The organism is Desulfomicrobium salsuginis, assembly GCF_054657795.1.
In genome coordinates this window covers 830423-853381 of sequence record NZ_BAAHYA010000001.1, presented here as the reverse complement: position 1 = coordinate 853381, position 22959 = coordinate 830423, and the positions used below count along the sequence as shown (strand labels likewise).

The following is a 22959-nucleotide window of genomic DNA, read 5'->3' as shown; positions in this document are numbered from 1 at the left end:
GTGCGCAGCGGCGGGGATCAGGAAGCGCTTGCGGCTAAGGAGACGATGGCGATGCCGTTCGCGTCGGCGTATTCCAGGGTGCGACCCTGTTCGAAGAATATGCACCCTCCGGCCTCTACGGCCAGGCAGGTGGCCCCGACCTCGGCCATGACGCGCAGGGTGTTCGGACCGACGGCGGGCATGTCCAGGCGCCGGTCCTGTGTGGGTTTCGGACGTTTGATCACGACGGCGCCGGCCCCTCCCAGCTGACCGCCGCGACGTATGGCGGCGTCGGTGCCCTCTATGGCCTCCACGGCCAGGACGATCTTTTCCCGCACCACCAGGCACTGTCCGATATCGAACGACCCCAGACTTTGGGACACGTTCCAGCCGAAGGAGATATCCTCCTGTTCGCGTTCCGTGGGCTTTCGGCGGGTCAGGACGCCCTCGGGGGCGAGCAGGTCGGGGGAATAGAGATGGGGGGCCACAACCTGCATGCCCTCACGCTCCAGTTCCGAAGTGACGGCCCGCAGTAGCGCGTCGTCGCCGCGTGTCTTCGTTGAAAAAAGGAGCTTCGCAGCGCGCCAGTCCGGGCGCAGGTCAAGGGCGCGGGGTTTGTTGATGGGGCCGGCCATGACCACGTGGGTCACGCCATGGGCGGTAAAGAAGTCGATGAGGCGGCCGAGTTGGCCGAGCTTGAGCCATACAAAGGCGTCACAGCGCGCGGGGAAAGCCGGGTCGGTGTCTGACGCGAATCCGGCACCGACGACCCGCTCTCCCCGAGCCTTCGCGGTTTTGGCCACAGTGATGGGAAAGGCGCCCCCGCCGGCGATGATGCCAAGGGTCCTGCTCATGCCCGCTCAGATGCGTTCAGGCGTGATGGTGCCCCGTTTGCTGGCGCGGATGAACTCCAGGAGTTTCATGACCTGCGGGAAGCTGCCAAGCTCCGTCTCGACTTGCTGCATGACTTCGTTGCGTTCCTGGTTCGAGCGCCAGATGAGCTTGTAGGCCGACTTGAGTGCGCTGATCTCCTCGGACGAGAAGCCGTGACGCCGCAGGCCGATGAGGTTGAGACCGCGCAGGGTGGCGCGCTCGCCAACGGTAAGCATGAACGGAGGGACATCCTGTGCCACTCCGGTCTTGCCGCCGATGAAGGCGAAATCGCCGATGGTCACGAACTGGTGCACGGCTGACAGGCCGCCCACGACCACTTCGCTGCCGACGATGACGTGGCCGGCCAGGGTCGCGGCGTTGGCCAGGACGTTGTTGTCGCCGACGATGCAGTCGTGGGCTATGTGCGAGTAGGCCATCATCAGGTTGTCCGACCCGACTTTGGTCAGGCCGCCGCCGCCTTCGGTGCCGCGGTGAATGGTGGAGAATTCGCGGATTTTGTTGCGGTCCCCGATTTCGAGGCGGGTCTCTTCGCCGTGGAATTTGAGATCTTGGGGCTCGCCGCCGACACAGGCCATGGAATGGACGTGGTTGCCCGCCCCGAGGGTGGTGAATCGCTTGATCTGCGCCCCTGCGTCGATGACGGTGCCGTCGCCGATGCGCACGTCATCCTCGATGATGGCGAACGGCCCGACGGTCACGCCGGTGCCCAGGATCGCGCCGGGCGATACGATGGCGGCGGGGTGGATGGTCGTCTGCATCAGTCCTCCCTGGGTACCACGGATGCGGTCAGGATGCCTTCGGCCACGACTTTGCCGTCGACCATGGCCTTGCCGTTTGTCTTCCACATCATCATCTTGTGGCGCTCGTAGGTGACGTGCAGGTGCAGCTGGTCGCCCGGGAACACGGGGCGCCGGAAACGCACTTTCTCCATGCCCGTGAACAGGAAGATCTTCCCGACGGTTTCGGCCGCGGGCAGGCTCTTGATGACCATGATCCCGCCGGCCTGGGCCAGGGCCTCGAGGATGAGGACGCCGGGCATGACGGGGTAGGACGGGAAATGGCCCTGGAAAAAAGGCTCGTTGATGGACACGCTCTTGATGGCGTGCACGGATTTCATGGGTTCGAAGCTCAGTACCCGGTCCACGAGCAGAAAGGGGTAGCGGTGAGGGAGCAGGTCCAGGATGTCCCGGCTGACGATTTCGCCGCTTTCTGGTTTGGTGATCATGTCGTTACCCTTTGTTGGCGATTTCTTCCCGTAAGGCGGCCAGTTCCTTTTCCAGTTTCGAAAGGCGGCGTTTCATCTCCGGCAGCTTGGGCATGATGGCGGAAGTCCGCAGGAATGTGCCGTGGGACATGGCCGGGATGCCGCTCATATCCTGCTTGGGAGGCACGTCCTGCCCGATGCCGGACTTGGCCCCGATGCGGCAGCCGTCTCCGAGGTGGATGTGCCCGGCCACGCCGACCTGTCCGGCCAGGATGACGCCGTCGCCCAGGGTCGTGGAGCCGGCGATGCCGACCTGGGCCACGATCAGGCAGTTGCGACCGACGCGGACGTTGTGTCCGAGCTGGACCAGATTGTCGATCTTGGTGCCCTGACCGACGCGGGTCTCGCCAAGGGCGGCGCGGTCGATGGTCGTGTTGGCGCCGATTTCGACGTCGTCCTCGATGACGACCCTGCCGATCTGCGGGAACTTGGTCATGGCTCCGGCGCCCTGGGCGAAGCCGAAGCCGTCGCTGCCGAGCACCGTGCCCGCATGGAGGATGACGCGCTTGCCCAGACTCGTCCCGGCCATCAGGGAGCAGTTGGGGTAGATGACGCAGTCCTCGTCGACGACGCAGTCTTCACCGATGTAGCTGCCGTTGAAGATCCGCACCCCGCGGCCGATGCGCGCACCCTTGCCGATTGACGCGAAGGGCGCCACGGCGGCGGAGGGATCGACCTGAGCTTCAGGGTGCACGAAGGCCAGAGGGCTTACGCCCTCGAAGCAGCCTTGCGGCTTGGCGAAAAGCTGCACGCACCGAGCGAAGTCAAGGTAGGGGTTGGGGCTGATGAGACAGGGCTTGTCCCCAGGGGCCTGATCCGCCGAAACGATAACCGCCCCCGCCCTGGTCGTGGCCAGTTGGGGGGCGTACTTCGGGTTGGCCAGGAAGGACAGCTCCGCGGGCGAGGCGTCGGCCAGGGTGTTGACCCCGACGACTTCCATGTCCCCGCCCTGCAGAGGCAGTCCCAGGCTGGTGGCGATTTCGGAAAGACGCATCGCTGTCCCGGTTACTTGCGCATGGCCTTGTTCAGTTCGGCAATGATGGTGCCCGTCAGATCGACGTTGTCCTGGCTGAAGACAAGACCGCTGGCCTGCTTGTCGAAGATGGCGGTGAAGCCGTTCTTCTTGCCGTAGTCCTGGATGACTTCCAGAAGCTTGTCGATGATGGGCTTGGAGAGGCTCTGCTCGGCCTGCTGCAGCTTGCGCTGGTAGCTCTGGCCCATGTCCTGGAAGTCGCGCACCTTGCGCTTGTACTGGGCTTCCTTGTCCAGCTTGGCTTCCTGGCTGAGCATCATGGACTGCTTCTGCAGTTCGTCCTTGAGGCTGTCCAGGGACTTCTTCTGGGCGTCAAGGTTGTCCTTCATGTCCTTGAACTGGGACTTGAGCTGTTCCATGGCCTTGGAACCGGGCTCGGACTTGGCGATGACGGCCTTCATGTCCACAAACCCGATCTTCGTTTCGGCGCTGGCTGTCAGGCTCATGCACAGGACGAGAAAAAACGTCAGGATGAATACACGCATGGAAATCTCCTCGATATGTCCGTAATCTTTGGTTTGATGTTAAAAGAACTGTCCAACTGAAAACTCGAAACGTCCTTCCCGCTCATTGTTGATTTCGTCAAGCGGGTAGCCATACTCCAGTCGCAGGGGGCCGAGGGGGGAGTACCAGCGCACACCGGCGCCGACGCTCTTGTACAGGTCGGTGTCGATATTCTCGTCTTCGTCCCAGGCCTTGCCGGCATCGAAGAAGACCAGTCCGAGGATGCCCATCTCCTTGTGCAGGGGCACAAGATACTCGGCGTTGAAGAAGAAGCTCTTGTTGCCGCCCTTCTCGTCGCCTTCTTCATACCCTTCAGACGCGTCCTTGTCATCGTAGAGCGGTGAGACGCTGCGCTCTTTGTAGCCGCGCACGGAGTTCATGCCGCCGAGGTAGAACCTTTCGAAGGGCGGAATCCGATCGCCCCCGTTCTCCATGATGTACCCGGCCTGGGCGTGCAGATGGATGACGGTTTCCAGGAAGATGGGGAAGTAGTGGTTGGCGTCGGCGATGTACTTGATGAAGTCGTCGTCGCCGCCCAGGATGCCGCCGCCATACTCGGTGGAGAACTGGTGCGTCATGCCCTTGGTCGGGTTGATGCGGCGGTCAGTGGTGTCGCGCTTGATCGATGCGTAGAACGAACTGGCCCAGTTCTCGCCTTCGATGTCCTTGATGACCTTGTCGGCGTCGTCCTCCACGTCCTCGATGGTGTACTGCTCGAGGCGGTAATGCCAGTTCAGGTTGGTGTACTCGCCCAGGGGGTACCCGAAGAGCAGACGGCCGCCCATGGCCTGCTTGTCGTAGTCGGAATAGTCGTTGAGCTTGTTGTAGAGGCTCACGCCCATGCCGAGGTTGGTGTCGTTGTAGTGGGGGTTCCAGAAGGTCGCCGTGTAGTCGGCGGACTTGGCGCTGATGGTACCCGTGAAACCGAGCTGATAGCCCATGCCGAAGAGGTTGCGCTCCAGAATCTGGCCCGAGAAGAAGACCTGCGCGTAGCTGGAGTAGCCGACGCCGGCGGAGAACTGCCCCGTGGGCTTCTCCTTGACCTTGACCCGGAGGTTCAGTTCGTTGGGGGAGCCTGCGGGTTCCGGGGTGATTTCCACGGTCTCGAAGAAGTCGAGTTTGTTCAGGCGCGCGTTGGACCTGCGCAGCTGGGAGCCGCTGAAAAGATCGCCGTCAGCCAGGCGCATTTCACGGCGGATGACGTTGTCTCTGGTTTTGGTGTTGCCCTCGATCAGCACGCGGTTGATGGACACCTTGGCGCCCTTGGACATGGTGTAGGTCAGGGCCACGGTGTTTTCGGCGTCGTTGCGGTCGATCTTCACGTCGGCTTCGGCGAAGGCGTAGCCGAAGTTTGAGTAGTGCTCCGTGAGCTTCTGCAGATCCGAGCGCATGACCGAACGGTCGAGGTACTCCTTCTTGGCCACCAGATCGTCCATCTTCACCACGGAGTTCAGATCCTGGGGCGCGCCGATCATCTCGCCGGCGTATTCCACGGACGTGACCTTGTAGCGCGCACCCTCGTCCACCTGGAAGGTGACGGTGATGCCCGTTTCCGAGTACGTGACCTCGGGCTGGCCGACCTTGGCGTTGAGGAAGCCGCGGTTGCCGTAATACGCTTCCAGGGCGGCGGCGTCGCGGTCGAGGATCTCCTCGCGCAGGACGCCCGACCCGGTGATCCAGGACAGCATCCCGCGTTCCGACAGGGCCAGTTCGTCCTTGAGGTCGTCGGGGTCGAGCTGCTTGGCGCCCTGGATGATGATGTCCGTGACATAGAGCTTCTTGCCCTCGTCGACGAGGATGTTCAGGCGGGCGCGTTTGGCGTCAGCCTGTTCGAGACTGTAGCTGACCTTGGCGTTGTAGTAGCCGTCCTTGCGGTACAGTTCGCGGATTTTGCCCATGTCGTCGGCCAGGACGCGCGGGTTGAGGACGGCTCCGGTCTTGGTGGCGATGGCCGCCAGGAGGTCGTCGGCGTCCAGTTCCTGAGCGCCCTGCACGGAGATGGCCTGGATGAGGGGCTTTTCCTTGACCGTGATGATCAGGCGTTTGCCCTCGGAGCTGTCATCCATGGAAATTTCGATATCGTCGAAGTAGCCGAGGTCGTAGAGGCTTTTGAGCTCGGCGTTAACGGCCTTGGGGTCGTAGGCGTCGCCGGGTTGGATCTTGAGGCGCATGAGCACGACATCGTCGTCGAGGATTTCGTTGCCGCGCACGTCGATGGAGGCGATGCGATCCTTCTGCTGCATGCCGAGCTTGATCTTGGCCGCCGTCTCGTCGATGGCCGGGAGGATGTTGATGACCCCCTCCTTGACGACGAAGAACGGCTTGGGCTCGGTCACGCCGTAGGCCTCCACCAGACGGGTGTCCAGGCTGATGCTTTCGCCCACCTGGCTGAAACTGCCGTAGACGGCATGGCCGGCTCCGGCCAGCAGCGCCATGTCCTTGGCCACGTTCAGGTCCAGGTATTCGATTCGCTGTTCCTCAAGCAGGCGCATGGTCTCGCCCTCAGGCACCACGTCGAAGCCCATGTCCGTCAACCGTTCCCGAAGCATCTTCGGCAGGCTTTCCTCCAGATAGGCCAGATCCGGGCCCGCATTCACGGCAAAGGGCAGGACGATGACCTTTCCCGAAGTTTCCGCGAAGGACGGTCCGGCGCAGAAAAGACCGAGGACGAGAAGCAGAAGCAGGAACGCGTTACGATTCATACAGTTCTCCGGAACGAAGCTCCAAGGTGCGACGCATGCACTGGGCAAGTTCAACATTGTGGGTGACGACGACCAGGGTCACACCCTGATTCCTGTTCAAATGCAGCAGGAGGTCGTTGACCTCCCGCCCCGTTCGTTCATCCAGGTTTCCGGTGGGCTCGTCGGCCAGCACCACCGCAGGTTCGAGCAGGATGGCGCGGGCAATGGCCGCGCGCTGTCTCTCTCCTCCGGACAGAGTGGTTACCCTGTGATGGAGGCGATGCGCAAGCCCCACGCGCGACAAAGCAGCGTCGGCCATTTCCAGGGCCCGGCCCCGGGGCATGCCGCCGATGATGCCTGGCATGGCCACGTTTTCGCGCGTGGAAAATTCGGGCAGAAGGTGGTGGAACTGGAACACGAAGCCCATGTTCCGGTTGCGGATGCGGGCCCTCTCCTTCCAGCCGAGGGTCGAGATGTCCGCGCCGTCGAAGAGGATGGTCCCCCGGGACGGTACGTCCAGGGTGCCCATGATCTGCAGGAGTGTGCTCTTGCCCGAGCCCGAGGCCCCGATGATGGCCAGGGAGTCACCGCGGCCCACGGTCAGGTCTATGTCGTTCAGCACGGTGAGGGTTTCCTCGCCCTGCTGGTAGGATTTGCCGATGCCCTGCAGGCGGTAGACGTCACTCATAGCGCAGGGCCTCGGTGGGGTGCATCCCGGCTGCCTGGCGGGCAGGGTAGAGGGTGGCCAGAAAGCACAGGATCATGGCCGACACGGCGATGAGCGACATGTCCAGAAGCTCGGTCTTCACCGGGAGGTGGTCCAGGTAGTAGACGTCGGCCGGCAGCTTGATGAACTGGTACTTCTTGAGCAGCGAACAGATGGCCAGGCCCAGGCCGAACCCGATGCTCGTGCCCACGGCGCCGATGAGGGAGCCCTGCAGGATGAAGATGTTGCGGATCTGCGGCGGCGTGGCGCCCAAGGCCATGAGCACGGCGATGTCCTTGGTCTTCTCCATGACCATCATGACCAGGGTGGTGATGATGGAGAAGGAACCCACCAGCACGATCATGGTCAGGATCACGGCCATGGCCGTCTTTTCGAGCTTAAGCGCCGCGAAGAGGTTCTGGTTCATCTCGATCCAGTTGCGCGAATAGAGGGGAAAGCCCCCGAGGCTGCGGACCAGGAGTTCGCCGGTCTGCTGCACCGCGTCGATGTCGGTCACCCGGTACTCGATGCCCGTGACGACGTCGCCCTCGAAGCCGAGGATTTTCTGAGCCTCGGGAATGGAGACGAAGACCAGGGACGAGTCGTATTCGTACATGCCGGAATTGAAGATGCCGACCACGTTGAAGAAGAGAATCTTGGGCGAAAAGCCGGCTGCGGACTTCTTGCCGCTCGGGGCGAGCAGGCTGACGCGGCTGCCCATGGTCAGCCCCAGACGTGTGGCCAGCTCCTTGCCAATGACGATGCCCGGCGTGTCGGCCTGGTTCCCCAGATCCTTCAGACTGCCGCTGACCAGGTCCTTTTCCACGGACAGGACCTGGCCGGCCGTATTCGGGTCGATGCCGCGCAGGACCACTCCTTTGACCCCCGAAGGGGTGGACAGCATGACTTCATAGTAGATGAAGGGGGTGGCGGCCGCGATGCCGTCGAGCTGCATACTCTTGTCCACCAGACGGTCGTAGTTTTCGATGGTCTGCTTGACCGAGCCGACGATGAGGTGGGAGTTGATGCCCAGGATCTTGTCGCGCAGGTTCTCGCTGAATCCGTTCATGACGCCGAGGACGACGATCAGCGAAGCCACGCCGATGGCCACGCCCAGCACCGAGATGAGCGAGATGACGGAAATGAAGGCCTGTTTGCGCCGGGCCAGAAGATACCGCAGAGAGACAAACAATTCGAATTGCATGGGTTCTCGCTTGGTGGAGACGTGCCGGACAAGCAGCGCCGGGGCGCTAGCCGGCGATCTCGGGCCGCAGCAGCGGGAAGAGGATGACTTCCCGAATGGACGGCGAGTCCGTCAGCAGCATGACGAGGCGGTCGATGCCGATGCCCTGCCCTGCGGCGGGGGGCATGCCGTACTCCAGGGCGCGGATGTAGTCCTCGTCCATGGCGTGGGCCTCGTCGTCGCCGGCAGCCTTTTCGCGTACCTGCTCCTCGAACCGGTCCTTCTGGTCGTAGGGGTCGTTGAGTTCGGAAAAGGCGTTGGCCATCTCCTGCCCGCAGATGAACAGTTCGAACCGGTCCGTGATGTCGGGGTTCTGGTCGTTCTTGCGCGAGAGCGGGGAGATGTCCGTCGGGTAGTGATAGATGAAGTGCGGCTGGATGAGCTTGGGCTCCACCAGGTTGTCGAAGAGCTTGGCCTGGAGCTTGCCGAGCTTCTCCTTGGGCTGCACGGCTTCGCCGAGCTTCTGGGCCAGGTCCTTGCACTTGTCGTAGTCGGTGTAGACATCCGGGGACACGCCGCCGATCTTTTCCAGGGATTCGTGGAAGGGCATGCGGACCCAGCCGTCCTGCAGGTCGATGATCTGGCCCTGGTATTCCACGAGGTGGGTGCCGCTGACGGCCTTGGCCACCCCGCCAAGGAGTTCCTGGGTCAGGTCCATGAGGTCGACGAAGGTGGCGTAGGCCCAGTAGAATTCGATCATGGTGAATTCCGGGTTGTGCCGCGTGTCGATACCTTCGTTGCGGAAATTTCGGTTGATCTCGTAGACCCGGTCGAAGCCGCCCACCAGAAGCCGTTTGAGGTACAGTTCCGGGGCGATGCGCAGGAAGAGGTCCATGTCCAGGGCGTTGTGGTGCGTCCGGAAGGGTTTGGCCGTGGCGCCGCCGGCGATGGGCTGCATCATGGGCGTCTCGACTTCCAGGAACCCGCGCTCGTTCAGGAAATTGCGGATGTACTGCACAATGGCCGTGCGCTTGCGGAAGATCTCGCGGGCGCGGTCGTTGACCAGCAGGTCGACGTAGCGCTGGCGGTAGCGGGTCTCAACGTCCTTCAGGCCGTGGTACTTTTCTGGCAGGGGGCGCATGGACTTGGTCAGCAGGCGGACCTGATCCGCCTTGACGGTCAGTTCGCCGGTCTTGGTGCGGAACAGGCCGCCGACCACGCCGACGATGTCGCCGATCTCGAATTTCTTGAAAACCCCGTACGCTTCTGCGCCGAGGTCGTCGCGGGCCGTGTAGACCTGGATTTTTCCGCTCGTGTCCTGGATGTGGAAGAAGGTCACCTTGCCGAAAGAGCGGTGGGCCATGATGCGGCCGCACAGGGAAAACGAGCCGGCTTCGCTGGCCAGCGTTTCTTCATCCTTGTGCCCGTGGGCGTCGAGGATGTCTCCGATTTCGGCCGAGCGGCGGAAGTCGTTGGGATATAGCGGAATGCCCGCGTCGAGCAGGAACTGGGCCTTATCCTTGCGGTGGCGCAGCAGCTGCTTTTCGCTGGGGGCATTTGTCTGTTCTTGTGTCAAGGAAAGTCTCCTCGGGGGGTATTGCGTCGGTTAACCAGACGCGGGTATTGGAAATTGTACCCGTCGTCAAGAAAAGTCAATGCCGGGAGCTGGCGGCCGGCCTGCAAATCCGCCGGGTTGGAGGCTCTGCGCCAGCCGATTTCCGTTGCCCAGGATCGTGCTGTCGGACACACGCAGTTGCGCGAGAAGGCGGGTCAGGGCCGAACGCTCGGATTTCGGGGAGAAAAGCGGGTAGTCGCTGCCGAAGAGGATCCGGCTCCGTTCATGGCGGGCCAGAAGAGCGCCCATGGCCGAAGCGGGGACGACGTCATTGCAGCAGGACGTATCCATATAGATGTCCTTCCCGGCCAGATGCTCCAGGGTTTCCTCCCACAGTCCGAGCCCGCCAAGATGGGCGGCCACGACGTCGAGGCCGCGGTGGCGCATAAGGACGAGGGACAGGTCCCGCGGGCGGGAGAGCGTCGCTTCGCCGGGCCGAACCGGGCCCATGTGGACCATGACGAGGAAGCGGTTCCGGACGCTTTCCCAGACGGGGTCCCAGAGCGGCGAGTTCAGGGGGATGCCGGAGAGGTCGGGATGGATTTTCAGGCCGCGGATGCCGTTTCGCTCCAGGCGGTCCAGCTCCTCCGCCCAGGCGGGATGCTCCGGGTGGACCGTGCCCAGCGGGATGAGGTGTGCGTGGGTCCGCCGCAGCCCGATCATCCAGGAGTTGGCCGGAATCATCTGGTCCGGGCGCAGGGCCGCGGTGAAGCATATCGCCTGCGACAGACCGGCTTCGGTCAGGTGCTTGAGGAGGTTTTCGGCCGAGCCGTCGCCGGCCGGGTCGCGCCCGAACTCACGGCCTATGGCCGCCGCCAGCCTTGGGCCGATCTTGGGGGGGAAGACGTGGGTGTGACAGTCGACCATCCTAGACAAAGAGGGCCGAGAGCCATTCCGGGACGCGGACCGGCCGGCCCTGGGCGTTGACCACCGCGTGCTGGGTCGTGCCCCTGGTCAGGACGTGTTCGCGTGCCTCGTTCATGATCTCGTAGACGAAGTTCAGGCTGGCCCGCGACTGCCCCGCCAGACCGGTGCGGATGTGGATGACGTCGTCGTAGCGCGCCGGGGCGAGATAGCGGCAGGAGGCCTCGCGCACGGGCAGGAAGATGCCGCGCTCCTCGACGACGCTGTAGCTGAAGCCCAGGTTCCTGATCAACTCGCTGCGGCCGCGTTCGAAGAGGTGCAGGTAGTTGGCGTAGTAGACCACACCCATGGCGTCGGTCTCGCCGTAGGACACGCGGTGGGCGAGCCAGCACGAGGGCTTGGGGAAGGCGTCGGTCATGCGTCCGTTCCGAGGCAGAAGGGGAGGAGGTCAAGCCCCTGGGGCAGGAAAAGGCCCGAGGCCCCGGCCGTGCGCTCGTCGAAGACGGCCGGTCCGTCCGCGCGCGGGGCGCGGGTGCGGAAGAGCAGGAACGGCACCGGGTCCTCGGTGTGGGTGCGGCGGACTACTGGCGTGAAATGGTCGCAGGTCACGACGATGGTTGCGTCCTCGTTTTCCAGGGCCGCCAGGACCGGGGCCACGATGCGCTCGTCGAAGAGTTCGATGGCGCGCTTCTTGAGTTCCGGGTCGCCCATGTGGCCGCATTCGTCCGGGGCCTCCACATGCACGTAGACGAAGTCGCCGTGCTGCAGAAATTCCAGCGCCGCCCGGACCTTGCCTTCGTAGTTGGTGTCGATGAGGCCGGTGACGCCCTCGACTTCCAGCACGTCCATGCCCGCGGCCCTGCCCAGGCCCTTGACCAGGTCCACGGCCGAGACCACGGCCCCGCGCAGTCCGAAGCGGCCGGCAAAGGCCGGCAGGATCAGAGGGCGTCCCTGCCCCCATGGCCATACGGATGTGGCGTGGGAGGTGGGTTCGGAGCGTAGGAACTCATGGGCGGCCTTGAGGAAGGCCGCAAGTTCCGGAAAGGTCTCGAAGGCCGCCAGATCCTGGGCGATGGCCTGATCGAGGATGTCATGGGGCGGGCGAATGTTCAAGCCGGCCGCGCCGGTCAGGGCGCCGCCTCGCTGCACCAGGAGGTGGCGGTACTGGATGCCCTGGACCGGCTGGAAGGGAGTGCCCTGGGCCATTCCCGCCAGCCTGGCGACAAGGGGCGCGGCCACGGCGGTGCCGATGTGCCCGGAGGAATAGTCCAGCATGACGCCTTCGTCCGAGAGTTCCGTCAGGTTGACCAGGTTCATGCGCCAGACCAGGTCGTCGGCGTCCAGGGCCAGGCCCTGGGCCGCGGCCTCGATGGGGCCCCGGCCGGTGTGGTGTGCCCGCGGGTCGTAGCCCAGGAGCGACATGTTGGCCACGTCCGAGCCGGGGGGCATGCCTTCGGGCACGGTCCGGCACAGGCCACAGCGCGAGCGCGGGGCCAGGGAGTCGAGGGTGGGCTTTGCAGCGGCCTGCAGCGTGGTGCGCCCGCCCAGGGCGTCCAGGGGCCAGCCGGCCATGCCGTCGGCCACGAGAAAGACGGTCTTCATCAGATGATCCTGTAGTGCACCGGCGGGTCGAGCACGAAGCTGAATTTCTTGATGGTGTCCAGGGCCGCGGAAACGTTTTGCATCTGCGCTGAATGGCTGATGAAGACGATGGGTACGCCGGCGTCGGGCGCGTACTGGCGCTGTACGACCTGGGCGATGCTGATGTTGTACTCGCCCATGACCCCTGCGATGGAAGCCATGACGCCAGGCCGGTCGACCACGGTGAAGCGGAAGTAGTGGCGGAACACGGTCAGCTCCGGGGCCAGGATCTGGGCCTGGGGCAGGCGCGTCTCCAGGAAGCCCGTGTTGTTGGGCACGCAGTTGGTGCGGGCCAGGGCCAGAATGTCGGCCAGCACGGCGCTGCCCGTGGGCAGGTCGCCGGCGCCCTGTCCGTAGAGCATGACCGGTCCCACGGCGTTGCCTTCGAGCAGGATGGAGTTGAAGGGGCCGTCGACCTTGGCCAGGATGTGGTCCTGGCGCAGCAGGGCCGGGTACACGCCGGCGTGCAGAAGCCCCGACTTTTCGCGGACCTGGGCCAGGAGCTTCAGGCGGTAGCCGAATTCCTTGGCCAGGGTGATGTCGAACTGCTCGACCTTGGAGATGCCTTCCACCGTGAGCTTGCTCAGCGGGAAGTCCTGGCCGTAGGCGAGGCGGATGAGGATGACCAGCTTGTGCGCGGCGTCGATGCCCTCGACGTCCAGGGTCGGGTCCGCCTCGGCGTAGCCCTTGGCCTGGGCCTTGGCCAGGACCGTGGCGAAGTCCTCGCCCTTCTCGGACATTTCGGACATGATGAAGTTGGCCGTGCCGTTCAGGATGCCGGTCATGGCCTTGATGCGGTTGCCGGCCAGGCTTTCCTTGAGGGTCTGGATGATGGGGATTCCCCCGGCCACGCTGGCTTCATAATAGAGGCCCAGGTTCCTGCTGGCCGCCAGTTCGAAGAGTTCGGGGCCGTGCTCGGCCAGCAGGGCCTTGTTGGCCGTGACCACGGACTTGCCGCTGTTCAGGGCCTGGGTAATGAGCCTGCGCGGGAAATCGATGCCCCCGGCCAGTTCAACCACGATGTCGATTTCGGGGTCGCCGATGATGTCGTCGATATTCGTTGTGAAGGCGGTGTCCGGGGACGGGACGACGTTTCTGGGCTTGTCGAGGTCGCGGACCATGATGGTTTTCACTTTGAGGGTCTTGCCGAGCCTGCGCTCGATCCAGTCGCCGTTCTCCTGGATGATCTTGACGAGCCCGGAGCCGACCGTGCCCAGGCCGGCCAGGCCGAGATGGATGACGGAGTCTTTCAAGGGATTCCTCCACGCCGAAGCATTGAGAAAAAGATTATAGAGTCGAAGCATGCTCTTTGCCCCATCCGTGGCGCGCTGTCAAAAGCGGGCGCTCAGGGGCGGCGGGAAACGCTTGCGATGGTCATTTTTTGTTGACGCTCTATTCTGTTTTGTATAACCAGCGTTTTCTTCACACGAACGGAGAGGTGGCCGAGCTAGGCTGAAGGCGCTCGCCTGCTAAGCGAGTATAGGGGCGTAAACCTCTATCGAGGGTTCAAATCCCTCCCTCTCCGCCATCCCCTGGAGGGTTGGCAGAGTTGGTTGATTGCACCGGTCTTGAAAACCGGCATGCCTTTGCGGGCATCTGGGGTTCGAATCCCTAACCCTCCGCCACACGCGATCACTGCCGCTGGAACGTTATGTTTCCGGCGGTTTTTTTGTTTCTGCGCAGCTGGTCCTTCGGGGCTGGGTAGGCGTCGGCATTGTTTTCGGGCCGCTCTTTCTGTAGGGGAGGAGGCGCTTCAACCCCAAACCAAGGATGGCCGGCATGGATGTGACCCGCACCAACATACCAGGAGTTTTGCTGATCAAGCCCGAGGTGTTCGGCGACCACAGGGGCTTTTTCAGCGAGACGTACAGCCGCAGACGGTTCGAGGACAACGGCCTGGCCGTCGACTTCGTGCAGGACAACCATGCCTTCTCGGCCCAGGCCGGCGTGCTGCGCGGACTGCATTTTCAGTCCCCGCCCATGGCCCAGACAAAGCTGGTGCGCGTGACGCGCGGCGCAGTCTTCGACGTGGTGGTGGACCTGCGCAAGGGGTCGCCTGCCTATGGCCGCTGGGAGGGCTTCACGCTTTCGGCCGAAAATCATCGTCAACTGCTCATTCCTGCTGGTCTGGCCCACGGCTACATGACGCTGGAGCCGGACACGGACTTTCTCTACAAGGTCGACCGATATTACTCCCCCGAACATGACGGCGGTATCCTGTGGTGCGATCCGGGCCTGGGCATTGCGTGGCCGGACCTTCCGCCCGTGCTGTCGCAGAAGGATGTGCGCCTGCCGCGGCTGAAGGATTTCGACTCGCCGTTCAGCTTCTGAGGAGGGGTGAAAATTGCCGAGCGTTTCGGTCGGCAATAGGGCTTTTGGACGTTGATTTTCAAATGTTGCGAGGGAGTTAGGGGTGTTCGGAAGATCGTGATTTTTTTCATTATCTCTTGACACCCGACGAGTCTCTTGCATACACAGAGGCAATTATTTCTTGAGCGGTTTTTCACATTTCATCTTAACGCGGTAGGAGGAGAGGACTGTGGCAAAATGCAAGAGCTGCGTGGTGTTGCCATTCCTGATCGGTTTGGTGGCATCGATCGTGCTTGGTTGGTGGGGCTTTCCAAAAGTCCTGTACAGTCAGAAGACCCAACCCATCCGGTTCGATCACGTCGTGCATGTGGAAGATCAGGGCATGGCATGCGAAGACTGTCATGCTTTTCGGGAGGATGGTTCCTTTACCGGTCTGCCCACCAATGCGAATTGTGTCGGCTGTCATGAGGATGTCCAGGGGGAGGATCCCGACGAAGCCCGTTTCGTGACCGAGTATGTGCAGCAGGAAAAGGAAGTCGAATGGCTCGCGTACCAGACGCAGCCGGACAACGTGTACTTCTCCCACATCGCGCACAAGGAGCTCGAGTGCACTTCGTGTCATCCCGACGTGGCCAAGATGAAGACCCCGCCTGTGTACCACGAGAACAGGCTCTCGGGCTACAGCAAGGACACCATGAAGATGTGGCAGTGTGAAGAATGCCATGCCAAGACCGGCGCCAGCAACGCCTGTTTTGTGTGCCACAAATAAGACAGGAGCGAGTTACGATGGGAATCGACAGAAGAAGCTTTATTTCCTTGGTGGCTGGCGGTGTGGCGGGCAGCCTCTTCACTCCCGTGATCTGGAAATCCCTTGATGACGTGTCCATCTGGACCCAGAACTGGCCCTGGATTCCGCGGCTGCAGTACGGCGAGGAAGCGAAGGTTCCGGCCCTGTGCAAGCTCGGCGCCGACGCCTACGGCATCCAGGTCAAGACCGTGGCCGGCCGCCCCGTCGCCGCCGAAGGCGACGCGGACCACCCCCTGAGCCAGGGCGGTATCTGCCCCCTTGGCGCGGCCAGCGTGCACATGCTCTACAGCCCCTCGCGGGTGAAGAACCCCAAGCTCAAGGACGGCTCGTCCTTCAAGGACATCAGCTGGGAAGAGGCCGAAGACCTCCTGGCCGGGAAGATCAAGGAAGCCGGCGCCGGCGTGGCCATGATCAGCGGCGATGAGACCGGCTCCGTAACCGACGTGCTGGCTGGCCTGGTAGGCAAGGCCGGATCCGACAAGACTTTTCTGATGCCGGGCGAAAGCGCCCCGGCCGCCGCGGCCCTGGCCATGATCGGCGGGGACGGCCAGGTCGGCTACGACATCGAGAACGCGAGCTACGTGCTCCTGCTCGGCGCCGACGCCCTGGGCTCCTGGGGCAACGTGGCCCGCAACGGCAAGGCCTTGGGTGCCAGTCGCGAAAAGGGCGTGAAGTTCGTTTACGTGGGGCCTGCCCAGAACGGCACCTCCGCGGTCTGCGACAGTTGGGTGCCCTGCGCCCCCGGCACCGAAGCCGTGCTGGCCTTGGGCTTGGCGGCGGTGATCTCCGCAGGCGGCCGTGACCGCGCCTCCTGGGCCGGGTACGCCGATTTCGCCAAGTTCGTGCAGTCCGCATACGCACCTGAAAAGGTGTCGGAAATCACGGGCGTTTCCGTCGACGTGATCAAGGGCCTGGCCCAGGAACTGGTCCGCGCGGGCCGTCCGCTGGTCCTGACCGCCGCCGGCGCCGGACAGGGTCTGGGCGCCTTCGAGATGGCCGCGGGCATGAGCCTCAACCTGCTGCTGGAACGGGTCAACACCGTCGGCGGCGTGCGCATTCTGCCCTGGAGCCCCAAGGTCGTCGAGTCCGCCCCTGAAAAGAAGGCCCTGCTCGCCGCCGACCTCGCCGGCTACCTGACCTCCGTCGCCGAAGGCGCAGTCGAGGCCCCGGCCCTGCTCATGGTCCACGCCGCCAACCCGGCCTATGCCATGCCGAACCTGGCCAAGGCCCAGGCCGCCATCGATAAGGCCGGCTTCGTGGTCTCCTTCAGCCCCTTCATGGACGAGACCGCGGCCATGGCCGACCTGATCATGCCCGACTGCTACGCCTTCGAGCGCCTGGACGACGCCTACTCCCCGTATGGTTCCGGCCAGCCCAACTACACGGTGGCGGGCGCCATCATCAAGCCCGTCTACGACACCAAGCCCGCCGGCGACGTGATCCTGTCCGTGGCCGCCAAGGCCGGACTGGAACTGGGCTTCGAGACCTTCGAGGACGTGGTCAAGGCCAAGGCCGAGGCCCTGGGCGCCGATTTCGACGCCCTGGTCGAGGGTGGTCCCTGGCTCGGTGAGGAATTCCCGGTCCAGGAACTGGCCCTGTGGGCGACCCCGCTCAAGGAGATCCCTGTGGCCGCCGCGGACGGCAAGTCCCTGGCCCTGGCCGTGGCCTTCCAGCTCAAGGTCGGCAGCGCCAAGGTCGCCATCCCGCCGTTCAACACCAATGCCATCCGCTTCAACGAGATGCTCGGCAAGGACATGTACGTGCTGATGAACGGCGCGACGGCCAAGAATCTGGGCGTGAAGAAGGATGACGCGGTCAAGCTCTCCGCCGCTTCCGGCGAGTGCAAGGCCCGCGTGCGCATCTTCGAAGGCGTCATGAACGATACCGTGGTGGCCCCCCTCGGGTTCGGCCATACCGCCTGGGATGATTTTTCCAGAGGCAAGGGAGACAATGTCTTCAAGCTGCTGGCCGCCGAGGCCGAAGGCGAAACCGGCCTGTCCCGGTTCGCCACGGCGCGGGTCACTGTGAGCAAGGCGTAGTCGTTCCGTAAGCACCTGGCGAAAAGAAGAGGATACCCACAATGCAAGCAAAAGAATTCAAGGTGAAATGGGGCATGGTTGTCGATCTCGACAAGTGCACCGGATGCGGTGCCTGCTCCGTGGCCTGCAAGGCGGAGAACAACCTGCCGCCCGAGGTCGACGCATCCAACAAGCTGCGCACCAACGACTGGATGAACATATACGAGTTGTCCAACGAAAAGCCCTTCCCGGACCATGAGGTGGCCTATCTGCCTCGCCCCTGCATGCAGTGCGGCAAGCCTTCGTGCTCCACGGTCTGCCCCGTCGTGGCGACCCTGAAGGACGAGGAGGGCGGCATCGTCAGCCAGATCTACCCCCGGTGCATCGGCTGCCGGTACTGCATGGCGGCCTGCCCGTACCATGCCCGCTACTTCAACTGGTTCGATCCGATCTGGCCCGAGGGCATGGAGAAGGTACTGACCCCCTATACGTCGACCCGTCCCCGCGGCGTGGTCGAGAAGTGCACCTTCTGCCATCACCGTTTCATGGCGGCCAAGGAACAGGCCCGCATGAACGGCGAGGACCCGACGGAGCTGGCCGAGGACGCATACATCCCGGCCTGCGCCGAGGTCTGCCCCACGGGTGCGATCAAGTTCGGCGATCTGAACAACCCCGAGCATGAAGTCAGCAAGCTGGCCGCGTCCGAGAACGCCTTCCGCCTGCTGGTCAAGCTCGGCACCGACCCGCAGGTCTACTACTACTCCAAGCGCGAGTGGGTGAGGAAACTCGGGGACAACTACCTGAAGAATGCGAAGGGAGGCGAACATGTCTGATAGAGCGTACTGGCCCGAAGGGGTGGAACGTTGTTCTGTTGGGAAGTTCCTGGCCTGGTTGGGCGTGATCAGCATCTTCCTCGCCTGGGGCGGATACGGCGCGTTCAAGGTGCTGGGAACCGGCATCGGCGTGACCGGACTGGACAACTACTTCGGGTTCGGGCTGTGGATCACCTTTGACCTGGCGGTCATCGCCCTGGGCGCCGGCGCCTTTTTCTCCGGCTTCCTGCGGTACATCATCCGCATCGACGAACTGAAAAACATCATCAACCTGGCGGTCATCGTCGGGTTCCTGTGCTACTCCGGCGCCATGCTCGTCCTGGTGCTGGACATCGGCCAGCCGCTGCGGGCCTGGTTCGGCTACTGGCATCCCAACGTCCACTCCATGCTGACGGAAGTCATCTTTTGCATCACCTGCTACTGCACGGTGCTGATCATCGAGTACGTTCCGCTCATCCTGGAGAACCGCAAGATCAACGAGAACCGGTTCTGCCACCATCTGGCCCACAACTTCCACGTGTACATGCCGCTTTTTGCCGGCATCGGTACCTTCCTGTCCTTCTTCCACCAGGGTTCCCTGGGCGGCATGTACGGCGTGCTCTTCGGCCGTCCGTTCGTGTTCCGCGAAGGCTTCTTCATCTGGCCCTGGACCTTCTTCCTGTTCATCTCCTCGGCCATTGCCTCCGGTCCCGGCTTCACCATGATCTGCGCCGCCCTGATGGAAGCCATCACCGGCCGCAAGCTGGTCAGCTACGAGACCAAGAAGCTCATGGGCAAGATCTCCGGTCTGCTCCTGTGCGTCTACATCTTCTTCAAGATCATCGATACCTACGCCTGGGCCAAGGGCATCCTGCCCGGCATGGGGCTGACCTTCGACCAGATGTACAACAGCGAGTATGGCTACGGGCAGATCCTGCTCTGGCTCGAACTCTTCTGGTTTGGCGTGATCCCGGCCGTGATGCTGATCACTCCCTGGGTGCGCGAGCGTCCTGCACTGATGTACACCGCCGCGGTCATGACCGCCATCGGTGTGACCATCAACCGTTTCGTCTTCACGGTCCAGGCCCTGGCCATCCCGGTCATGCCCTTCGACCGTTGGACGTCCTACGCCCCTAACTGGGCCGAATGGTCCACCTCCGGTATGATCGTGGCCTACGGCTTCCTGGTCATGAGCCTTTCCTACCGGTATCTGCCGATCTTCCCCCAGGAAGTGAAGCTGAACAAGTAGGACTCATCCCGCTCTACACCAAGGCCCCTTCGGGGGCCTTTTTTATTGGTGACAAAAGGCGGGCGGTTGTGCTCATCTTCGACCTTGGACCGGCACCGTGCCGGACCGCAACACAGCGCGAGGAGCCGTCATGATTCGAAACGGGGAAGGGCGTCTGGACGCCGTCGACGCGGCACGAGCCTTGGGGCTCGGGTTGGTCTATTACGGCCATTTCGTCGAGCAGACCATGTACCTGCAGAACCCTGCTGCGGCTTTGCAGTACAAATGGATCTACTCCTTTCACATGATCCTCTTCTTCGTGCTGTCCGGCCTGGTCCGCGGTGCGCGTCCGGCCGTCGTGCCGCCGAAGGCCTTCGTGGCTTCGACCTGGGCGGGCAGGATCGTGCCGTACCTGTTTTTCAGCCTTGTCCTGGCCCTCATCTCCCTGTTTCTGCCGGGGTGGTTTCCCATCGTCGACCTCTCGAAGCCGGCCGGCTACCTGCAGGCCACCGTGGCCACGGCCATGGGGTTCCCGCTTTTCTGCGTTCCCCTGTGGTTCGTGGCCTGCCTCGTCAGCGTGGAGTGCGTGCACCGTCTGGCCGGTTGGGCGTTGAACACCCCCCGGCGCATCCTGCTGGCCGCAGCGGCCTGCTACATCGGCGGGTACGCCCTCAACGAGCGGTATTTCTTCTTCGGGCAGAACATGAGCTTCTGGCTTCTACACGAGGTGCCGGTCGTGTACGCGTTCTATCTCATCGGGGTTCTCCTGGGACGCACACGGGTGCTGGACAGGGTCGGGCCCGGGACGGCTGTCGCCATCTTTCTGGTCTCGGCCGCAGCGGTGCATCTGACCTTCGACCTCAACCAGGGCCCTTTCCGCTATCTGCAGGCAGTCATCATTCTTCTTTCGGGGCATGGCCATTTCCTGTGGTTCCCCTTCACGGCCCTGGCGGGCACGTGCATGGTCCTGGCCCTGGGCAAGGCGTTGCAGAGGTCTTCGTATCTGACATTGCTGGGCCGCAACGGCATGATCCTGCTGGCCATGAACGGGGTCTTCTATCACTTCGTCAATAAACCTCTGGCCGCATGGGCCCTGGCCGCGTTCCCCGGGGACGGGGGATCGATCTTTCTCGTCAGCTCCGCGGTCACCGTCTGCAGCATCGCGGCGAGCGTGCCTGTCATTCACGCCCTGAACCGGGCCATCCCCCAGCTTGTGGGCAAGCCTCGAGAGTCGGGGATGTTTTTCGGTCCGCTGGTGCGCGGATAGGGACGTCGTGAATACGCTGCGCATCCTGCCCGCGGCAGGTGCCGGGAGGTGGCGGTGATGGCCGACGAGCGCGGTTTGCGCAGGACGCTTCTGACTCTCAATGTCTTTGCGGCCCTGAAGATGACGCTCTTTCCCATGGCCGTCATCACCCTCTTCTGGAAGGACGAAATCGGCCTGTCGCTGACCGAGATCCTGACCCTGCAGGTGTTCTTCTCCCTGGCCAGCGTCGTGATGGAATACCCCTCGGGCTACGTCAGCGACCGGCTCGGGTACCGCTTCGCTCTGGTCACGGCCTGCGTCTTCGGGCTCCTGGGCTGGGGGTGGTATCTTGCCGCCGAGACCTTCTGGGGCGTCCTGCTGGCGGAGCTGCTGCTCGGGGTGAGCTACGCCTTTATCAGCGGCTCCGACACGGCGCTTCTCTTCGAAAGCCTGCGGGCCGCCGACAGGGTGGATCTCTACGCGCGCTGCGACGGTCGCATGGTCGGCTGGGCCCAGGGCGGCGAGGCGGCCGGGGCGCTTATGGCGGGCTTCATGTACGCCCAGTGGCCGCTCATGCCCTTTGTGGCGCAGATCGCCGTTTGGACCCTGGCCCTGGGGCTGTGCCTGAGCCTGCGAGAGCCCGTCGGGGATGACGGCGGACATGTCACCTCCCATCTGGCCGAGGCCCTGGGCGTGTGTCGCCTGGCCTTCACCAGCCCGGCCATCCGGTCGACCATTCTGAGCGGGACGCTTCTGGGCCTGGCCTCCTTCTACATGGTCTGGCTCATCCAACCCCACATGCAGGCCTGCGGCGTTCCTCTGAGCTGGTTCGGCCCGGCCTGGGCCGGCGCCAACCTGGTCGTGGCCCTGGCCGCCTCAGGCAGCCACAGGGTGCAGCGGAGCATCGGCATGCGGGGCATGTACGGGCTCTTCTTCCTGCTCATCGTCGCCGCCTATGCCGGCCTTGGCTTTTCCACAGCCCTAGGAAGCTTTGCCTTCTACTACCTGCTCACGGCCATGCGCGGCCTGCAGGGCCCGCTCATGCGCTCCCGGCTGCAGGCCCTGAGCGAGCGCCGCAACCGGGCGAGCATCCTTTCTCTGCACAGCCTGGTGTTCCGGTTGGGTTTCGTCCTGACCGGCCCCCTGGTGGGCCGACTGGCCGATGCCGAAGGGTTGCCCGCGACCTTCCTGACCCTGGCCTGTGCATTTGCGGTGGCGCTGCCCCTGGTGGGGAGAGAATTTTTGCGCCGCAACCATCCGGATTCCAAAATCTAGTTTGCCCTTCCACAATGCTTTGGAGGCCGTGTGGAAAAGGTTTCGGTTGCCGCAGCGAGTCGGATCGATTAAGAATGACTCCGTTCCGCTGATCCACTTCAGGAGCCTGGGAACCCGGTGCGAATCCGGGGCGGTCCCGCCACTGTAAGCCCCAAAGGGCGAGCCAGAAAACCGGTCTGAAGCATTTCTCTTAACCCTCTGCACGCGGATGCAGGGCGTTGAGATATTCAGAAAGAAACGTCCAAAACTTCGAGCTGACATGACGGACACGAGCCCTGTCTGGGATCGCGTGCGCGGCATTGAGCCGGTGAGTCTGTGCGACTGGCCCGGAAGGGTTTCCTGCGTGCTTTTCACCGGCGGCTGCAACCTGCGCTGCCCGACCTGCCATAACGCCTCCCTGGCCTGGACCTGGGAGAAACTGCCCGCCCTGGACAGGGCGACGGTGCTGGCCGACCTCGGCAGGCGCCGCCGCTGGCTGGACGGGATCACCGTGTCCGGCGGCGAACCGACCTGTCTGGACGGCCTGCCGGAGCTGCTCGCCGACCTTGCGGTCACGGGCCTTCCGGTCAAGCTTGATTCCAACGGCTCTGCCCCCGATGTCCTGGCCGATCTGCTCAGGGAGAACCTGGTCCAGACCGTGGCCGTTGACGTCAAGGGGCCGTGGCGGATGTACCCGGAACTGACCGGGCGCGCCATGACGCCCCAAGGGGCCAGGCAGTCTCTGGAGCGGGTTTTCGGCCTGGCCGCCGAGTATCCGGGTCGCGTCTATTTCCGCTGCACCAAGGTCCCGGCCCTTTCCCCGGATGATCTGGAGGAGACGAGAGCCCAGGTGCCCGCGGACCAGCTCCTGTCCTTCCAGGAGTTCGTGCCGCCCCGAAGTGCCGCGGACGTTTCTTGA

The 22959-nt window shown here is 63.4% G+C and carries 21 protein-coding genes, 2 tRNA genes and 1 riboswitch; of the genes, 10 read left to right on the top strand and 13 right to left on the bottom strand.

What is annotated here, in order from left to right:
* Positions 1 to 17: 17 nt before the first annotated feature.
* From ACYQ3G_RS03755 to ACYQ3G_RS03695, 13 genes are all read right to left on the bottom strand, one after another.
* A complete protein-coding gene (locus tag ACYQ3G_RS03755; protein WP_459822457.1) occupies positions 18 to 833 on the bottom strand; it encodes an LpxI family protein in 816 nt (271 codons plus the stop codon).
* Between the two features lie 6 nt (positions 834 to 839).
* Positions 840 to 1631 carry an acyl-ACP--UDP-N-acetylglucosamine O-acyltransferase gene (lpxA, locus tag ACYQ3G_RS03750; RefSeq protein ID WP_028576942.1) on the bottom strand — a complete coding sequence of 264 codons (792 nt, stop codon included), beginning with the start codon at positions 1629 to 1631 and terminating at the stop codon, positions 840 to 842.
* The gene (fabZ, locus tag ACYQ3G_RS03745; RefSeq protein WP_028576943.1) at positions 1631 to 2095 is read right to left on the bottom strand and encodes a 3-hydroxyacyl-ACP dehydratase FabZ; all 465 of its coding nucleotides are present in this window, start codon (positions 2093 to 2095) and stop codon (positions 1631 to 1633) included. Before fabZ ends, lpxA begins: the two co-directional genes overlap by 1 nt.
* A gap of 7 nt (positions 2096 to 2102) precedes the next feature.
* On the bottom strand, positions 2103 to 3131 hold the full coding sequence (gene lpxD, locus ACYQ3G_RS03740) for a UDP-3-O-(3-hydroxymyristoyl)glucosamine N-acyltransferase (protein WP_459822454.1): 1029 nt from the start codon (positions 3129 to 3131) through the stop codon (positions 2103 to 2105).
* Between the two features lie 11 nt (positions 3132 to 3142).
* The gene (locus ACYQ3G_RS03735; RefSeq protein WP_459822452.1) at positions 3143 to 3655 is read right to left on the bottom strand and encodes an OmpH/Skp family outer membrane protein; all 513 of its coding nucleotides are present in this window, start codon (positions 3653 to 3655) and stop codon (positions 3143 to 3145) included.
* Between the two features lie 39 nt (positions 3656 to 3694).
* Complete coding sequence (bamA, locus tag ACYQ3G_RS03730) at positions 3695 to 6376, bottom strand: outer membrane protein assembly factor BamA (protein WP_459822450.1); 2682 nt, start codon at positions 6374 to 6376, stop codon at positions 3695 to 3697.
* Positions 6366 to 7043, bottom strand: a complete 678-nt coding sequence (locus tag ACYQ3G_RS03725) for an ABC transporter ATP-binding protein (RefSeq protein ID WP_028576947.1) — start codon at positions 7041 to 7043, stop codon at positions 6366 to 6368. Before ACYQ3G_RS03725 ends, bamA begins: the two co-directional genes overlap by 11 nt.
* Positions 7036 to 8265: a lipoprotein-releasing ABC transporter permease subunit gene (locus ACYQ3G_RS03720; RefSeq protein WP_459822447.1), complete on the bottom strand. Its 1230-nt coding sequence runs from the start codon at positions 8263 to 8265 to the stop codon at positions 7036 to 7038. The genes ACYQ3G_RS03725 and ACYQ3G_RS03720 overlap by 8 nt, the downstream gene beginning before the upstream one ends.
* Before the next feature lie 46 nt (positions 8266 to 8311).
* Positions 8312 to 9820, bottom strand: a complete 1509-nt coding sequence (gene lysS / locus ACYQ3G_RS03715; RefSeq protein ID WP_459822445.1) for a lysine--tRNA ligase — start codon at positions 9818 to 9820, stop codon at positions 8312 to 8314.
* 66 nt (positions 9821 to 9886) lie between these two features.
* Positions 9887 to 10726 carry an amidohydrolase family protein gene (locus ACYQ3G_RS03710; RefSeq protein WP_459822443.1) on the bottom strand — a complete coding sequence of 280 codons (840 nt, stop codon included), beginning with the start codon at positions 10724 to 10726 and terminating at the stop codon, positions 9887 to 9889.
* Position 10727: 1 nt separating this feature from the next.
* Entirely contained in the window at positions 10728 to 11141 is a 414-nt protein-coding gene (locus tag ACYQ3G_RS03705; protein WP_459822441.1) for an acyl-CoA thioesterase, read from the bottom strand.
* Positions 11138 to 12325: a cofactor-independent phosphoglycerate mutase gene (locus tag ACYQ3G_RS03700; protein WP_459822439.1), complete on the bottom strand. Its 1188-nt coding sequence runs from the start codon at positions 12323 to 12325 to the stop codon at positions 11138 to 11140. Before ACYQ3G_RS03700 ends, ACYQ3G_RS03705 begins: the two co-directional genes overlap by 4 nt.
* Positions 12325 to 13617, bottom strand: a complete 1293-nt coding sequence (locus ACYQ3G_RS03695) for a homoserine dehydrogenase (RefSeq protein WP_459822437.1) — start codon at positions 13615 to 13617, stop codon at positions 12325 to 12327. The genes ACYQ3G_RS03700 and ACYQ3G_RS03695 overlap by 1 nt, the downstream gene beginning before the upstream one ends.
* Before the next feature lie 179 nt (positions 13618 to 13796).
* Here ACYQ3G_RS03695 and ACYQ3G_RS03690 point away from each other — a divergent pair.
* From ACYQ3G_RS03690 to ACYQ3G_RS03645, 10 genes are all read left to right on the top strand, one after another.
* Positions 13797 to 13892: transfer RNA gene (locus tag ACYQ3G_RS03690), tRNA-Ser, on the top strand.
* Between the two features lie 6 nt (positions 13893 to 13898).
* Positions 13899 to 13989 (top strand) — tRNA-Ser (locus tag ACYQ3G_RS03685).
* Positions 13990 to 14143: 154 nt separating this feature from the next.
* Complete coding sequence (rfbC, locus tag ACYQ3G_RS03680; RefSeq protein WP_459822435.1) at positions 14144 to 14695, top strand: dTDP-4-dehydrorhamnose 3,5-epimerase; 552 nt, start codon at positions 14144 to 14146, stop codon at positions 14693 to 14695.
* Between the two features lie 208 nt (positions 14696 to 14903).
* A complete protein-coding gene (qrcA, locus tag ACYQ3G_RS03675; protein WP_028576954.1) occupies positions 14904 to 15443 on the top strand; it encodes a menaquinone reductase multiheme cytochrome c subunit QrcA in 540 nt (179 codons plus the stop codon).
* Between the two features lie 17 nt (positions 15444 to 15460).
* Complete coding sequence (gene qrcB / locus ACYQ3G_RS03670; RefSeq protein WP_459822432.1) at positions 15461 to 17521, top strand: menaquinone reductase molybdopterin-binding-like subunit QrcB; 2061 nt, start codon at positions 15461 to 15463, stop codon at positions 17519 to 17521.
* A 41-nt stretch (positions 17522 to 17562) separates the two neighbouring features.
* Positions 17563 to 18333 carry a menaquinone reductase iron-sulfur cluster-binding subunit QrcC gene (gene qrcC / locus ACYQ3G_RS03665; RefSeq protein WP_028576956.1) on the top strand — a complete coding sequence of 257 codons (771 nt, stop codon included), beginning with the start codon at positions 17563 to 17565 and terminating at the stop codon, positions 18331 to 18333.
* A complete protein-coding gene (gene qrcD / locus ACYQ3G_RS03660; protein ID WP_156902479.1) occupies positions 18326 to 19561 on the top strand; it encodes a menaquinone reductase integral membrane subunit QrcD in 1236 nt (411 codons plus the stop codon). Before qrcC ends, qrcD begins: the two co-directional genes overlap by 8 nt.
* 130 nt (positions 19562 to 19691) lie before the next feature.
* The gene (locus ACYQ3G_RS03655; protein WP_459822429.1) at positions 19692 to 20807 is read left to right on the top strand and encodes an acyltransferase family protein; all 1116 of its coding nucleotides are present in this window, start codon (positions 19692 to 19694) and stop codon (positions 20805 to 20807) included.
* Between the two features lie 57 nt (positions 20808 to 20864).
* Complete coding sequence (locus ACYQ3G_RS03650) at positions 20865 to 22061, top strand: MFS transporter (protein ID WP_459822427.1); 1197 nt, start codon at positions 20865 to 20867, stop codon at positions 22059 to 22061.
* A gap of 64 nt (positions 22062 to 22125) precedes the next feature.
* A riboswitch (cobalamin riboswitch) is annotated at positions 22126 to 22255 on the top strand.
* Between the two features lie 65 nt (positions 22256 to 22320).
* Positions 22321 to 22959, top strand: a complete 639-nt coding sequence (locus ACYQ3G_RS03645; RefSeq protein WP_459822425.1) for an anaerobic ribonucleoside-triphosphate reductase activating protein — start codon at positions 22321 to 22323, stop codon at positions 22957 to 22959.

What these genes read in the sequence shown, in the direction of transcription:
- lpxA (WP_028576942.1), bottom strand. Translation starts at nt 1,631, where the DNA reads ATGCAGACGACCATCCACCCCGCCGCCATCGTATCGCCCGGCGCGATC.
- ACYQ3G_RS03645 (WP_459822425.1), top strand. Translation starts at nt 22,321, where the DNA reads ATGACGGACACGAGCCCTGTCTGGGATCGCGTGCGCGGCATTGAGCCG.
- ACYQ3G_RS03655 (WP_459822429.1), top strand. Translation starts at nt 19,692, where the DNA reads ATGATTCGAAACGGGGAAGGGCGTCTGGACGCCGTCGACGCGGCACGA.
- qrcB (WP_459822432.1), top strand. Translation starts at nt 15,461, where the DNA reads ATGGGAATCGACAGAAGAAGCTTTATTTCCTTGGTGGCTGGCGGTGTG.
- qrcD (WP_156902479.1), top strand. Translation starts at nt 18,326, where the DNA reads ATGTCTGATAGAGCGTACTGGCCCGAAGGGGTGGAACGTTGTTCTGTT.
- ACYQ3G_RS03650 (WP_459822427.1), top strand. Translation starts at nt 20,865, where the DNA reads ATGGCCGACGAGCGCGGTTTGCGCAGGACGCTTCTGACTCTCAATGTC.
- ACYQ3G_RS03755 (WP_459822457.1), bottom strand. Translation starts at nt 833, where the DNA reads ATGAGCAGGACCCTTGGCATCATCGCCGGCGGGGGCGCCTTTCCCATC.
- ACYQ3G_RS03725 (WP_028576947.1), bottom strand. Translation starts at nt 7,043, where the DNA reads ATGAGTGACGTCTACCGCCTGCAGGGCATCGGCAAATCCTACCAGCAG.
- ACYQ3G_RS03735 (WP_459822452.1), bottom strand. Translation starts at nt 3,655, where the DNA reads ATGCGTGTATTCATCCTGACGTTTTTTCTCGTCCTGTGCATGAGCCTG.
- rfbC (WP_459822435.1), top strand. Translation starts at nt 14,144, where the DNA reads ATGGATGTGACCCGCACCAACATACCAGGAGTTTTGCTGATCAAGCCC.
- qrcC (WP_028576956.1), top strand. Translation starts at nt 17,563, where the DNA reads ATGCAAGCAAAAGAATTCAAGGTGAAATGGGGCATGGTTGTCGATCTC.
- ACYQ3G_RS03700 (WP_459822439.1), bottom strand. Translation starts at nt 12,325, where the DNA reads ATGAAGACCGTCTTTCTCGTGGCCGACGGCATGGCCGGCTGGCCCCTG.
- bamA (WP_459822450.1), bottom strand. Translation starts at nt 6,376, where the DNA reads ATGAATCGTAACGCGTTCCTGCTTCTGCTTCTCGTCCTCGGTCTTTTC.
- ACYQ3G_RS03710 (WP_459822443.1), bottom strand. Translation starts at nt 10,726, where the DNA reads ATGGTCGACTGTCACACCCACGTCTTCCCCCCCAAGATCGGCCCAAGG.
- lpxD (WP_459822454.1), bottom strand. Translation starts at nt 3,131, where the DNA reads ATGCGTCTTTCCGAAATCGCCACCAGCCTGGGACTGCCTCTGCAGGGC.
- ACYQ3G_RS03720 (WP_459822447.1), bottom strand. Translation starts at nt 8,265, where the DNA reads ATGCAATTCGAATTGTTTGTCTCTCTGCGGTATCTTCTGGCCCGGCGC.
- ACYQ3G_RS03705 (WP_459822441.1), bottom strand. Translation starts at nt 11,141, where the DNA reads ATGACCGACGCCTTCCCCAAGCCCTCGTGCTGGCTCGCCCACCGCGTG.